Raw genomic sequence first — 13,421 nt, forward strand, 5'->3', positions numbered from 1 at the left:
GGCACGACATGACCTTTTCAATCGTCGCCCGCTGCGCGGAAACCGGCCAGATGGGCATTGCCATCAGCTCATCGAGCATCGCCGTAGGCGCCCGCTGCCCATGGCTGCGGCCCGGCGTGGGTGCGGTCTCGACCCAGAACATCACCCTGCCCGCCCTCGGCCCGGACGTACTCGATCTATTGGAGCAAGGCCTTGCCCCTGCCGATGCCGTAGACAAGGCCCTGACCCGCAACGGCTACAGCCAATACCGGCAACTGACGGCGATTGATCACCTCGGGCGCACGGTGCATTTCAGCGGCAACGAAACCCTTGGCACCCACAATGCGGTGTCGGGCGAACAGTGCGTGGCCGCCGGCAATATGCTCGCCGACCGCGCGGTGATCGAGGCGATGGTCAAGGCCTTCGAGCAAGGCGAAGGCCAACTGGCAGACCGCCTGCTGGCCGCGATGCATGCAGCCATTGCCGCCGGGGGCGAAGCCGGGCCGGTGCATTCCGCCGCGCTGGTGGTGGTGGGCGAGCTGACCTGGCCGATCATCAACCTGCGGGTGGATTGGGCCGACGAGCAGCCGATCGCCGAGCTGCAAAAGCTCTGGGACGCCTACCGTCCACAGGTGCAGGACTACATCGACCGCGCCCTCGCCCCGGACCGCTCCCCTGGCTACGGCGTGGCCGGAGACGACCGATGAGCACCAGCCGGGAACTGCTGCAGGCGCTGGTGGGGTTTGATACCACCAGCCGCGAATCCAACCTGAAGCTGATCGAGTTCGTGCGCGATTACCTGGCAGGGTTCGGCGTGCCTTGCGAGTTGATCTACAACGATGAGCGCAGCAAGGCCAATCTGTTCGCCACCCTCGGCCCGGCGAATGTGCCCGGGATTGTGCTGTCGGGGCACACCGATGTGGTGCCGGTAGATGGCCAGCCGTGGACGTTGCCGCCGTTTGAGTTGACCGAGCGCGACGACAAGCTGTTTGGCCGGGGCACGGCGGACATGAAGGGCTACATCGCCTGTGTACTGGCGCTGGTGCCGGCCTTGGCAAGCGCAGACTTGCGCATGCCGGTGCACATCGCCCTGTCCTACGACGAGGAAGTCGGCTGCCTTGGGGTGCGTTCGCTGCTCAAGGTGCTGGAACAATGGCCGGTGAAACCGCTGCTGTGCATTATCGGCGAGCCCACCGAGTTGAAGCCGGTGCTGGGCCATAAAAGCAAGCTCGCCATGCGCTGTGAAGTGCATGGTGAGGCCTGCCATTCGGCGTATGCGCCCCAGGGCGTGAATGCGATCGAGTATGCGGCCGAGTTGATTGGTGAGCTGGGGCGAATCGGCCAGCGGCTCAAGGTGCATCAGGACGAGCGCTTTGACCCGCCGTTCAGCACCGTGCAAACCGGGGTGATCTCCGGGGGCAAGGCATTGAATATCGTGCCTGCCGATTGCCGTTTTGACTTTGAAGTGCGCGCCCTGCCCTCGATGGACCCGGGTGAAGTGGCCGAGGAGCTGCAAGCCTATGCGATGCAGCAGGTGTTGCCGCGGATGCAGGCGGTGAGCCGGCAGAGTGCGATTCGCTTCAGTGAGTTGTCGGCGTACCCGGGGCTGGCCACCGACCAGCGCAGCCAGGCGGCGGAGCTGATTGCGGCGTTTTGCGGCTCGCGGGAATTTGGCACCGTGGCGTTCGGGACCGAGGGTGGGTTGTTTGATGCGGCGGGCATTCCGACGGTGGTGTGCGGGCCTGGGAGCATGGACCAGGGGCATAAGCCGGATGAGTTTGTGAGTGTTGCGCAACTGAAGGCTTGCGATGCCATGTTGTTGCGCATGCTCGACTCGATTCGCGCCTGAAACGCGGGCCAAATGTGGGAGCGGGCTTGCTCGCGAATGCGGTGTGACAGTCACCCGATGTATTGACTGATCCACCGCTTTCGCGAGCAAGCCCGCTCCCACATTTTTAGTTCTGTGTCTAACCTAACAACCGCGCCAGCTCTTCCCGGCAATACTCCACAAACAACTGCACCGGCTTGGTCAACGGCGCCCGCCGCAACCACACCGCCGACAACCCCGACCCCGTCACCGTCTCCGCCAACGGCACGCACACCAGCTTCTGCCCGTCATAGGAATACGGCGAAAACGGCTTGGTCACCAGGATCGAAAACCCGAACCCGCGCCCCACCATCCCCCGCACCATCTCGATCGACGGCGAACTGAAGACAATATTCGGCGTCAGCCCACGCTCTTCAAAGATGCTCACGAAGTACGTCCGGCTCGGCAGCACATCCAGCAAAATCATCGGTTCCAGCACCAAGTCCGCCAACGACACCTTGGCCTGCTGCGCAAACCGGTGATCCGCCGGCAGCAACGCATAGGGTTGCTGCGGCGGCATCAGCGGCGTGGTCTCGATGGCGCTGCCCAGGTCATGCTCAAACAGCATCGCCACATCGATACTGCCGGCCGTCAGCGCCTGCACCAGTTCCTGTTGTTCGCCATCGCGCAGACGGATTTCCACCCCCGGCCAACGCTCCCGGAAACCGGCAATCAAGCGCGGCAAATACAGCGGTGCCACGGTTTCGAAGCAACCGATATCGATCTGCCCCGCCACCACGTCATTGTCTGCCAGGGCGTTCTGCTCAAACTCATGGGCCACCCGCAGCAGCTCCAGGGCCTTGCGATAGAACCGCGCACCGCTCGGCGTCAGCGACACCCCTTGAGCGTGATGGCGGATAAACAGCTGCACGCCGAAGCTGTCTTCCAGTTGCTTGATGGCCGTCGACACCGACGGTTGCGCGATATAGAGCTTGCGCGAGGCCTCTGCCACGCTGCCGCACTCGGCCGTGGTTACAAAATATCTGAGCTGGCGCAGGTTATAGGCAGCCATCGGGACCTCCATAAACGTGGGATTTCGCCCCAAACAAGTGCGTGAAAATCGGCTTTTTCACACTGATTCAAGTGCATGCAACATACCGGAGCAAAAAACCCCGCGAGATATTATTTTTAAGGTCTATAGCAACAAACTTACTAATTTACCTCCCTGTGACCATTGCACATGATCACTCCAACAACAAAAGCGACGCACACGCGCCGCCCAGCGAAGTACGTCAACGTACTCACCTTGCCTTGGAGCTCGTCATGGTTACCACTGCAACATCCTCCGCCCCGCTTATCGAAAAACACACGATTGGATACGTGCCCCCGGAAGATCGCCACGGAAAGGTAAGAGACCTGTTCACCCTGTGGTTCGGCGGCAACATCGCGCCGTTGCCCATCGTCACCGGCGCGCTGGCCGTGCAACTGTTCGGCCTGAACCTGGTGTGGGGCATCATCGCCATCCTCGTCGGCCACCTCGTCGGCGGCGTGCTGATGGCGCTGCACTCGGCCCAGGGCCCGCAGATGGGCATCCCGCAAATGATCCAGAGCCGCGCCCAGTTCGGCTCCCTTGGCGCACTGCTGGTGGTGGTGATCGCCGGCGTGATGTACATCGGCTTCTTCGCCTCCAACATCGTATTGGCGGGCAAATCCCTGCACGGCGTCGTCGACGTGATCCCGGTACCGGTCGGCATCGTCATCGGCGCCATCGGCTCGGGGATCATCGGCATCATCGGCTACCGCTTTATCCACGTCCTCAACCGCATCGGCACCTGGGTGCTGGGCGCGGGCATCGTGCTGGGGTTCGGCTACATCTTCACCCATGTGCAGACGGCCGACTTCCTGACACGCGGTAACTTCAACATCTCCGGCTGGCTGGCCACCGTGTCGCTGGCCGCGCTGTGGCAAATCGCGTTTGCGCCGTACGTTTCGGACTATTCGCGCTACCTGCCGGCGGATGTGCCGGTGGCGTCGACCTTCTGGACCACCTATCTGGGCACCGTGCTCGGTTCCAGCCTGTCGTTCATCTTTGGTGCGGTTGCGGTACTGGCTACGCCGGTGGGCATGGACACCATGGACGCAGTCAAACTGGCGACCGGCTCCATTGGCCCGCTGATGCTGTTGCTGTTCCTGCTCAGCGTGATCAGCCACAACGCACTTAACCTGTACGGCGCCGTGCTGTCATTGATCACCCTGGTACAGACCTTTGCCTACCGCTGGATCCCGACCGCCAAGGCGCGTGCCGTGATCTCGGTGCTGGTGCTGGCGGCGTGCTCGATTGCGGCGGTGTTTGCGTCGAAGGATTTTATCGGGCACTTCGTGGACATGGTGCTGGTGCTGCTGGTGGTGCTGGTGCCGTGGACGGCGATCAACCTGATCGACTTCTATGCGATCCATAAGGGCAAGTACGACATCGGTTCGATCTTTCGCGTGGATGGCGGGATTTATGGCCGGTACAACCCCCAGGCGCTGGTGGCCTATGCGGTGGGGATTGTGGTGCAGATTCCGTTTATGAATACGCCGCTGTATGTCGGGCCGATTTCGGCGCATATCAACGGGGCGGATTTGTCCTGGTTGGTGGGGTTGGTGGTGACGTCGCCGTTGTATTTCTGGTTGGCGAGTCGGGACAGTGCGTATAAGCGGCGGTTGGAGGGGGGGAAGTTGGTGGGTGGGGTTTAATAGAGCCTGGCTCAGTTACCAGAAAACCCGCATTTGCGGGTTTTCCAGTTATCCGGCTTGGCGAATATTGATGGTGCCAGGAAGGCCGCCATCGCGGCCTCGCTAAAGCTCGACGGCTCCCATAGGGGGTCGGTGGTGTGAGTGGGTTTTGTGTTCGGCGGTGCTGTCGGGGTGTTCTTTCTTTATCATGGGGGCTGTCGTTCAATTTCTCTGGTAACCCAATGCACGCCCTCACCTTCCGTAACGCCAACCCCGCAGACGCCAACCGTTGCTACGAGATCGAAATCTCGGCCTACGAAGGCGATGAAGCCGCGACCCTGGAAAAGATCGCCACGCGCATTGCGCTGTACCCGCAAGGCTTTCTGATCCTGGAGGCGGATGGTGTTGTGGTCGGTTTCATCAACTGCGGTTGCGCCGATGAAGTGGTGATGTCGGATGAAGCCTTCAAGGAGTTGGTCGGGCATTCAGCCGATGCGCCGAATGTGGTGATCATGTCGGTGGTGGTGGATCCCGCCCAGCAAGGCAAGGGCTACTCCACGCGCTTGATGACGGAGTTCGTGCAGCGCATGCAGGCGATGGGCAAGAAGACCATTCACCTGATGTGCAAGGACCAGCATGTTGACCTGTATAAGCGCATGGGCTATCGCTATGTGCAGCCGTCGGCGTCGGACCATGGCGGGATGGCGTGGCATGAGATGGTGATGGATATCTAGCCATCACACTTCCCCCTGTGGCGAGGGAGCTTGCTCCCGTTGGGGTGCGAAGCGCCCCTGATTCAGTGGACGCGGTTTTTCAGAGACCTGGTGACTGGTTTTGGGGCTGCTGCACAGCCCAACGGGAGCAAGCTCCCTCGCCACAGGGAAAGCATTTGCCTTGGGTTACGGGTTTCCCCCGGCCCACACGTGCGGGCGACGTGCAGCCCAAGGCGTTGCCCGTTCCAGTTGCGTCGCCAGGCCAAGCAACATGCCCTCCTGACCAAACGCGCCCATGAACTGCATGCCGATCGGCAGCCCGCTCCGGGAATCATGACCCAGCGGCACCGACATCGCCGGCGCGCCAATGACGTTGGCCAGCGCGGTAAACGGCGAATGCGCAAACACTCGATTCATCCACCCTCGCCCGTCCAGTTGCGCCTGGCCCTGGTTGTAGTCGCCGATCATCGGCGCCAGCCCGGGCAGTGTGGGCGACAGCAGCACGTCATATCGCTGGAACAGGCCACCCATGTGGCGCGCGACGATGTTGCGTTCCCACAGGGCCCCCAACAGGTCTGTCGCTTGCAGTGACTTGCCCAGGCGATACAACGCCAGAGTCGCCGGTTCCAGGTATTCAGCGCTGATCGAACGACCCGTCGCGCCGGCAACTGCATCTATCCAGGCTGCCGTGTTCGACGACCAGAAACGCGCATTGAGTTCGACAAACGCTTCCCAACTCACGCCAATGTCCGGCTGGATTTCTTCAACCTGATGACCCAGTGCTTCCACTTGTTTGGCGGTATTGAACAGCGCCTGTTCCACCGCCGGATGCAGCTTCTGCCCGTTTAAAGGCAGGCTCTGGAGGGCAATGCGCAACGAACCGGGCGCCCGTTGGGCAAGCGCCGAAAAGCTGTTTTCTGGCGGTGCTATGTGAAACGGATCTCCAGGCGCGCCGCCATGGATCGCGTCGAGCATGCCAGCGCTGTCGCGTACCGAACGGGTCAATACCCCGTGCACTGCCAAACCACTCCAGACTTCGTCGACGTCCGGCCCCATGGGCACGCGACCACGGCTCGGCTTGAGCCCGAACAGGCCGCACATGGACGCGGGTACGCGGATTGAGCCGCCGCCATCGGTCGCATGCGCCACCGGTACCAACCCCGCCGCCACCGCCGCTGCCGAGCCGCCGCTGGAACCACCGGCGCTGCGCTGCACGTCCCACGGGTTGCGGGTGGGGCCTGAAAAGCGGCTTTCGGTGGTGGTGCTGGCGGCGAATTCGGGGGTGGTGGTGCGGCCCAACGGCATGAGGCCGGCGCGGCGCAGGCGGGTCATCAGTTCCGAGTCGGCATCGGCGGTGCAGCCCTGCGCGAGCGCGCTGCCGAGTTCATTGCGGCGGCCTGCGGCGCTGACGCCCAGGTCTTTGAGCAGCAGCGGCACGCCATGGAACGGGCCTTGGGCCGCAACCGGTTCATCGTCCCAGGCTTCCACCAGGGCGTTGATCTGCGGGTTGACGGCTAAGATGGCTTGCAGGGCCACCGCGCGCACCTCGTCGACACTGACAGCGTGGGTGTGGATCAGGCGTGCCAGGCCGGTAGCATCCTGATCGGCATATTCAGACAGGTACATGAAACCCTCCAAACGGGTATGATGAATACTCTTCGGTATCGGACGATACCAATAAGTATCATGCGATACTCAATGGTATCGCTGTCAAGTGGAGAATGTGCATGCGTGCGCAACGGACACCTCAACTGCCGCCCCGCGAGCGGATCGTCGATGCGGCGCAAACGCTGTTTGTCGAACAGGGCATCACCCGTGTCAGCGTGGATGCCATTGCGGCACTGGCCGCCTCGACCAAGATGACCGTGTACCGGCATTTCGAGAATAAGGATGCGCTGGTGCTGGAGTGGCTGGAGCGCCTGACGGAAAGCTACAGCGATGTGCTGGATGGCCTGGCGCAGCAACACCCCGACTCCCCCAGGGAACAGCTGCTGGGCTTGGCGGGTTTTATCGTCGACGACCTGGAACGGGCGGGCTATCGCGGTTGCCCGTTTACCAACACCCTCGCGGAAATTCCGGAGGCCGATCACCCTGCGCGAGCGCTGATCCAGGCGCATAAAAAACGCCAGTTTGAGCGGGTGAAGCTGCTGTGCACGCAGCTCAAGGCGAGCAAGCCCGGGGAGCTGGCTGAAGAGCTGACGTTGTTGATGGAAGGTGCCCAGGTGGTTGCGCAAAACAAAGGCGTGGATCAGGTGGGTGAACGGCTGATGCGGATGGTGCGGGAACGGCTTTGACAGGGAGCAGAACCTGATGAAACAGCATTTGATTGAGATCGGTGACCAACCAGACGCCGAAGCCGAGCAGCTTCTCGGCAAGGGACTCGCCGCCTTCAACGAACACATCACCGGCTCCAATGACCGACGTCCGTTGACGGTGCTGATCAAGGATCCCGACACCGGTGAAACCCTCGGCGGCATCACCGGCAAAACCAGCCTCGGGATGGCGTTCCTCGACCTGTTCCATTTGCCCGATGCGCTGCGTGGTTCAGGCCTGGGTACATCGCTGCTGAAGGCGTTCGAAGACGAAGCCCGTCACCGAGGGTGCCGCTCGGCGGTGCTGTACACCATCAGTTTCCAGGCCCCGGAATTTTACGAGAAGAATGGCTGGGTACGTTTTGGTGAAATACCATGCGACCCGCAAGGCAGCAGCCGGGTTTTCCTCAGCAAAACGCTCTGACGGCTAGACGCCAAGCCTTTTGCCAAACAACCGATTTTCATGGGTTTCATTCTGGAACGTATACGTAGGCGCCCCCAATAGCTCATAACCACGACGCGGATAAAAACCCAGCGCCCGCTCGTTGCCGACCCACACCGTCGCCCACAACAAAGAAGCGCCACCCTGCCCTGCGCGCTGTTCAGCCGCTTGCAGCAAACGGTAGCCGAGTCCGAGCCCGGTAAACCGTTCCTGGATGTAGAGCCGCTGCAACTCCGCCGGTTTCGGGGTTGAGATCAGCGCATGGCCGGTGTCCATCGCCACCTGGGCAAACCCCACCAGATGCCCGTTGGCTTCAGCGACGATGATGGCCGTAGCCGGCTGGGCGATCAGCGCGGAAATCGTCTGGGGCGAAAACGCTTGCAGCGCCTCGGCGGCGATTGAGTCGCGAATGCCTTCGGTGGCGTAAGTATCGAGAAAAACCTGCATGCCCAGCACACCAACGCATAACGCGTCTTCAGGCCGTGCATCGCGGATAAGCATGTCGGGAAGCATTCGAGGGGTACTCTCAAAATCAGCAAAGGCAACGTTTTAACACAACTGCACATCTCTTCAATTGCCAGCCTGAATTTGCCCCAGTAGGGTTGTCGCTTCCCCCGCCAACAGGAGCCAGCAATGACCTGGTTTTCAGATCCCGACGCTGTCGCCCGCTACGCCGAAGGCCCGGTGAGGCTGGTGCCGGGTTTCGAGTCCTTGCAGCGCATGAGCACGCTGCTGCTGCGCGAAAGCGTCCCAGCCACCGGCAAGGTATTGGTACTCGGTGCAGGCGGCGGCCTGGAGTTGAAGAAGTTTGCCGACAGCCAGCCCGAGTGGCAGTTTGTGGGGGTGGACCCGTCTGCCGAGATGCTGAAGCTGGCCGAGGCCACCTTGGGTCCGCTGATGGCCCGGGTGCAGTTACATGAAGGCTATATCGATACCGCGCCCGAGGGGCCGTTCGATGCCGCCACGTCCTTGCTGACCTTGCACTTCATCCCGGCCGAAGAGCGTCTGCAAACCTTGAAAGAACTATGGCGGCGCTTGTCGCCGGGCGCGCCTTTGATTGCGGCGCATCACAGCTTCCCCCAATCCTCGCCAGAGGAAAAAGCGCGCTGGCTGAAGCGTTATGCAGCCTATGCCGTGGATTCCGGCGTACCGGCTGAAGATGCCCAGCGGGCGATTGCCGCCATCAGCAGCCACTTGCCGGTGTTGTCACCCAACGACGATGAAGCGCTGCTACGGGAGGCAGGCTTCGAAGGTGTGGAACTGTTCTACGCGGGCTTCAGCTTCAAGGGCTGGATTGCCTACAAGCCCGCCTAGCTTCCGGGGGAGGCTTACCAACTCCCCGACGCCCCACCCCCACCACTGGAACCACCACCACCCGATGAGCTGCTGCTGGAACTGGAACTCGAACCGGAGGAGCTGGAGCCCCCACCCGACCCCGACCCCGACCCGCCGCTGATACCGTGGGCAAAGATGAACAGCGCCGCGAACGAAGCGAAGGGAAACGCCAGCAGCCATCCCGTGGCGCCCTTGCCAATCAATGCCCCGACGATCCCGTACACCGCCAGCACCACCACCAGCCGCACGATAAAGCCCACCTGGCTCTCTTGCCACATGCTCTTCATCACCAGGAACAGGCCGAGATACAGGCCCAGGACCAGCAACCCTGCGAATGGATAAGCCAGCCAGTGAATAAGGGATATCTCGCGCACGAAGTTATCGGTCAGCAGCACGCCGGCGATGTAGCCCAACAGCACCAGCACGGTGTAAAACGCCGCCCTCGCCTGCCACAACGCGCCGAAAGTAGCGCCACCGATCAGCATGCACAGGGGCAGCAACAGCAAATAGACCGGCCAGTCCTTGCCGCCCGCCACCGCGACCAGCACCACGGTGACACCGACCACCGCCATCAGGGCCCGGCGCCAAGGGAGTTTTTCGGCGCCCATCAATACCCCGACCACCCCGCCAAACATGAACGCCAGGAGTACCGCATACGCTTCAGGCGCAACCCCGGCCTTGGCCACCTCGGGCAAGTTGCCGCCGTCCACCAATAGCGTCAGGTCGTCCACCGCCTGCTGCACGCCGCCGGCGTAATCGCCCTGGCGAAAGGCCGGGGTGATGTGTTCTTCGATGATGCGGTGGGCCAGCAGGTCGGTGACCACGCCCTCCAGGCCGTAACCGACTTCGATCCTAACCTTGCGATCGTCCTTCGCCACCAGCAGCAGGATGCCGTCGTTGACGTCCTTGCGCCCCAGTTTCCAGGCACGGAACAGTTGGTTGGCGAAGTCCTCGATGCCAACGCCCTGGGTGCTCGGCAGCAGCATCACCGCCACCTGTGCGCCCTTGCGTTGTTCCAGACCGGCGAGTTGCGTGGTCATACGCGATTGAGTGGCAGCGTCGAGGGTTTGGGTCAGGTCGATCACGCGCTGGTCCAGCGCAACCGTGACCGGCGCCGGGGGAACGGTATCGGCCCACACCTTCGAGCCGGAAACGATCAGTAGCAAGCCCAAGACACATTGCCGTAGGAACACCATCATGTTTTGTTACCTGAAGTTTCATCCTGAATCGGCCGACTTTACCCTATCGACGCTATAAACAGGTGACCCGACGCCACCGACTATCTAGACTTACGCCACCCCCACACACGCCCTACACGAGAACGCCATGGACCTTCAGCAGCGCAACAACGTCAGGGTGTATGGCAGCGGTCCCACGACCCTGGTTTTCTCCCATGGCTTCGGGTGTGATCAGACCATGTGGAATTATCTGTTTCCTCACTTCACCGGGCGTTTCCGTGTGGTGCTGTATGACCTGGTGGGGGCTGGCCAGTCCGACCTAGGCGCGTACGACAGCGAAAAATACAGCTCACTCGCCGGCTACGCCCATGACTTGGGCGAGATTGTTGATGAATACGCCGTGGGCCCGGTGGTGCTGGTGGGGCACTCCGTCAGCGCGATGATCGGCGCCCTGGCCGATCGCCAGGCGCCCGGAACAATCGCCGCCCATGTGATGATCGGTCCTTCGCCGTGCTATATCGATTCCGGTGACTACACGGGCGGGTTCACCCTCGACGATATCCATTCGTTGCTCGATACCCTCGACAGCAATTACCTCGGCTGGTCCAGCACCATGGCCCCGGTGATCATGGGCGCGCCTGGGCAACCGGCCCTCGGCGAAGAACTGACCAACAGTTTCTGCCGCACCGAGCCGGACATCGCCAAGCGCTTCGCACGGGTGACGTTCCTGTCGGACAACCGCCAGGACATCGCCGGCCTGATGACCCCCACCCTGATTCTGCAATCCACCGACGACTTGATCGCACCGGTGTGCGTCGGTGAGTACCTGCATGCCGCGTTGCCCGCCAGCACGTACTGCCTGGTCGATAACGTGGGGCATTGCCCGCACATGAGCGCACCCGGCGCCTGTTCAGCGGCCATGGACAGTTTCCTGTTGCCATGGGTGGGTGCCGATGCCAGCCGATAACCTGTCGTTGCCGGACTCTCAACGTTTGTTCGACGGCGCGCCCTGCGCCTTGGTAGTCACCCGGGAAGACGGCACCATCGTGGAGGCCAACCAGTGCTTCAGCGACTGGACCGGCTTCAGCGTCGAGGAGTTGAAGGAACGACGGTTCCAGGACCTGCTGACGATGGGCGGGCGGATCTTCCATCAGACGCACCTGGCGCCGCTGATGAAAATGCAAGGCTCCATCGCCGAAGTGAAACTCGACCTGCTGCACCGTGACCGGCGCACCGTCACGGTATTGCTCAACGGCGTCAGGCACGAACATGCCGGTATTGCCTACAACGAACTGGCCCTTTTCGGCACCACCGACCGCGACAAGTACGAGCGCGAACTGCTCAACGCCCGCAAACTGGCTGAAGCCTTGCTGCAGGAAAAGACCGCCGCTGAAGTCGCGCTGCATCAGGCCCAGGCCGAACTGAGCAGCGCCTATGAAATCGCCCAGCGCCGGGCGCTGTTTGCCGAGCAGATGGTCGCGATTGTCAGCCATGACCTGAAGAACCCGCTTACCGCGATCAAGATGGCCTCGGAGTTCCTCGCCCGTGGCGAGCGCAGCCCCAAGGAGCGCCAACTCCTGGGGCATATCGGCCTGTCCACCGAACGGGCGCAGCGGATGATCGCCGACTTGCTGGACTTCACCCAGGCCAGAGTCGGCCAGGGCATCAGCATCAATCCCGTAGCACTCGACCTGCACGCCGTCACCCGTGACAGTCTCGACGAGTTGCAAGTGGCGTTCCCCACGGCGACCCTCGAACATCACGCCACGGGCAGCGCCCGCACGTTCCTGGATGCCGACCGCATACAACAAATCATCGGCAACCTGGTGGCCAACAGCGTGGCGTACGGCGACCTGCAACAGCCGATTACCGTCACCTCGCACCAGGACGCACAAGAGAGCCGGCTCTCGGTGCATAACCAGGGGCCGGCGATTCCCGAAGCGTTGATGGCCGGCTTGTTTGAGCCCATGACCCGAGGCACGGAGCAGGACAGTGAGGTGCGTAGCGTTGGCCTGGGGCTGTTTATCGTGCGGGAAATCGCCAAGGCCCATGATGGAGGTGTTTCGGTGAGCTCAAACCCGGACCGGGGCACTACCTTCAGTGTGCACTTTCCATTGCGCCACCCATGAGCGCGGCAGCCACAGTGCCGTGAACAACGGTTTGGACAGCCCCCGTCAACACCACGCCGCCGCGCCCATCCCACTGCACCGTCAGGGTACCGCCATCGCATTGCACGTCAACGGTGTCATCCAGCAGCCCACGACGAATCCCGTTGACCACCGCGCCACAACAGCACGAGCCCGAGCCTTGCGGGATACCGCCGCCCCGTTCCCAGATGCGCAGGCGGATATGACCCCGGTCGAGTACCTGCACGAAATGCACATTGGTCTTGTTGGGGAACAACGGGTGGGTTTCCAGTGACGGGCCAACCGCCGCAATATCGACCGTCGCCAGGTCATCGACAAAGAAGGTGCAATGCGGGTTGCCCATGCTGCACGCCGCCGGGTTGCCCTCCAGCGGCAAGCGTTCGGTGTCCATCGCTTGCGCCAGCGGAATAGCTTCCCAGCCCAATGACGGCGGCCCCATGTCCACCGACACCCGCTGCGCCGATTCGCGCACGCAGGTCAGCAGCCCCCGGTTGGTTCGCAGCACGAGGGTGGCAGTGCCGGCTTCGCGCATCAGCATGTCTGCAACCCCGCGGGTGGCGCTGCCGCAGGTGTCGAGCGGGGTGCCGTTGGGGTTCCAGAATTTGATACGGGCGGCCGCGTCAGTGCAGTCGAGCACCACGGCCAATTGATTGAAGCCGATGCCGCGATGACGGTCGCCCAGGCGGCGGGCGATTTCAGCGGTGATCGGGTCATCCTGGCCGCGCCGGTCGATCACGATGAAATCATCACCGTGGGCGTGCATCTTCACGAACTGCAAAGTCATGGGGCG

14 protein-coding genes are annotated in these 13,421 nt (G+C 62.2%); 9 read left to right on the plus strand and 5 right to left on the minus strand.

The features are described 5' to 3' along the window. Positions 1-8: 8 nt before the first annotated feature. On the plus strand, positions 9-686 hold the full coding sequence (locus HX805_RS16730) for a DUF1028 domain-containing protein (protein ID WP_003207324.1): 678 nt from the start codon (positions 9-11) through the stop codon (positions 684-686). After that, complete coding sequence (argE, locus tag HX805_RS16735; protein ID WP_177117110.1) at positions 683-1,828, plus strand: acetylornithine deacetylase; 1,146 nt, start codon at positions 683-685, stop codon at positions 1,826-1,828. Before HX805_RS16730 ends, argE begins: the two co-directional genes overlap by 4 nt. Positions 1,829-1,946: 118 nt before the next feature. On the opposite strand, the gene HX805_RS16740 is transcribed toward argE, so the two are convergent. Then, complete coding sequence (locus HX805_RS16740; RefSeq protein WP_003210159.1) at positions 1,947-2,858, minus strand: LysR substrate-binding domain-containing protein; 912 nt, start codon at positions 2,856-2,858, stop codon at positions 1,947-1,949. Positions 2,859-3,109: 251 nt separating this feature from the next. Here HX805_RS16740 and HX805_RS16745 point away from each other — a divergent pair, with 251 nt between their 5' ends. After that, complete coding sequence (locus tag HX805_RS16745) at positions 3,110-4,525, plus strand: cytosine permease (RefSeq protein ID WP_008435358.1); 1,416 nt, start codon at positions 3,110-3,112, stop codon at positions 4,523-4,525. Between the two features lie 221 nt (positions 4,526-4,746). Further along, on the plus strand, positions 4,747-5,238 hold the full coding sequence (locus HX805_RS16750) for a GNAT family N-acetyltransferase (RefSeq protein WP_177081452.1): 492 nt from the start codon (positions 4,747-4,749) through the stop codon (positions 5,236-5,238). Between the two features lie 165 nt (positions 5,239-5,403). Here HX805_RS16750 and HX805_RS16755 read toward each other — a convergent pair whose 3' ends face one another. Further along, positions 5,404-6,843 carry an amidase gene (locus HX805_RS16755; RefSeq protein WP_177117111.1) on the minus strand — a complete coding sequence of 480 codons (1,440 nt, stop codon included), beginning with the start codon at positions 6,841-6,843 and terminating at the stop codon, positions 5,404-5,406. Between the two features lie 101 nt (positions 6,844-6,944). Between HX805_RS16755 and HX805_RS16760 the strand changes: the two genes are divergently transcribed. Together HX805_RS16760 and HX805_RS16765 are read left to right on the plus strand one after the other, a co-directional pair. Continuing rightward, positions 6,945-7,511: a TetR/AcrR family transcriptional regulator gene (locus tag HX805_RS16760; RefSeq protein WP_177008604.1), complete on the plus strand. Its 567-nt coding sequence runs from the start codon at positions 6,945-6,947 to the stop codon at positions 7,509-7,511. A 16-nt stretch (positions 7,512-7,527) separates the two neighbouring features. Continuing rightward, positions 7,528-7,953, plus strand: a complete 426-nt coding sequence (locus HX805_RS16765; protein WP_008435362.1) for an N-acetyltransferase — start codon at positions 7,528-7,530, stop codon at positions 7,951-7,953. Positions 7,954-7,956: 3 nt separating this feature from the next. Here the strand turns inward: HX805_RS16765 and HX805_RS16770 are convergent, their stop codons facing one another. Then, positions 7,957-8,472, minus strand: a complete 516-nt coding sequence (locus HX805_RS16770) for a GNAT family N-acetyltransferase (RefSeq protein WP_256344632.1) — start codon at positions 8,470-8,472, stop codon at positions 7,957-7,959. A gap of 132 nt (positions 8,473-8,604) precedes the next feature. Here HX805_RS16770 and HX805_RS16775 point away from each other — a divergent pair, with 132 nt between their 5' ends. Next, a complete protein-coding gene (locus HX805_RS16775) occupies positions 8,605-9,285 on the plus strand; it encodes a class I SAM-dependent methyltransferase (protein ID WP_008435364.1) in 681 nt (226 codons plus the stop codon). Between the two features lie 14 nt (positions 9,286-9,299). On the opposite strand, the gene HX805_RS16780 is transcribed toward HX805_RS16775, so the two are convergent. After that, positions 9,300-10,505, minus strand: a complete 1,206-nt coding sequence (locus HX805_RS16780) for a YgcG family protein (RefSeq protein ID WP_177081449.1) — start codon at positions 10,503-10,505, stop codon at positions 9,300-9,302. 127 nt (positions 10,506-10,632) lie between these two features. On the opposite strand from HX805_RS16780, the gene HX805_RS16785 reads away from it, so the two are divergent. After that, complete coding sequence (locus HX805_RS16785; protein WP_134326375.1) at positions 10,633-11,451, plus strand: alpha/beta fold hydrolase; 819 nt, start codon at positions 10,633-10,635, stop codon at positions 11,449-11,451. Continuing rightward, the gene (locus HX805_RS16790) at positions 11,438-12,613 is read left to right on the plus strand and encodes a PAS domain-containing sensor histidine kinase (protein WP_177081448.1); all 1,176 of its coding nucleotides are present in this window, start codon (positions 11,438-11,440) and stop codon (positions 12,611-12,613) included. The genes HX805_RS16785 and HX805_RS16790 overlap by 14 nt, the downstream gene beginning before the upstream one ends. Here HX805_RS16790 and dapF read toward each other — a convergent pair. Next, positions 12,582-13,415, minus strand: a complete 834-nt coding sequence (gene dapF, locus HX805_RS16795) for a diaminopimelate epimerase (protein ID WP_177081447.1) — start codon at positions 13,413-13,415, stop codon at positions 12,582-12,584. The two genes, HX805_RS16790 and dapF, sit on opposite strands and share 32 nt — an antisense overlap. Between the last annotated feature and the right edge of the window lie 6 nt (positions 13,416-13,421).

Origin of the sequence: Pseudomonas sp. G5001 (assembly GCF_013385475.1) — a bacterium.
Lineage (GTDB): Bacteria > Pseudomonadota > Gammaproteobacteria > Pseudomonadales > Pseudomonadaceae > Aquipseudomonas.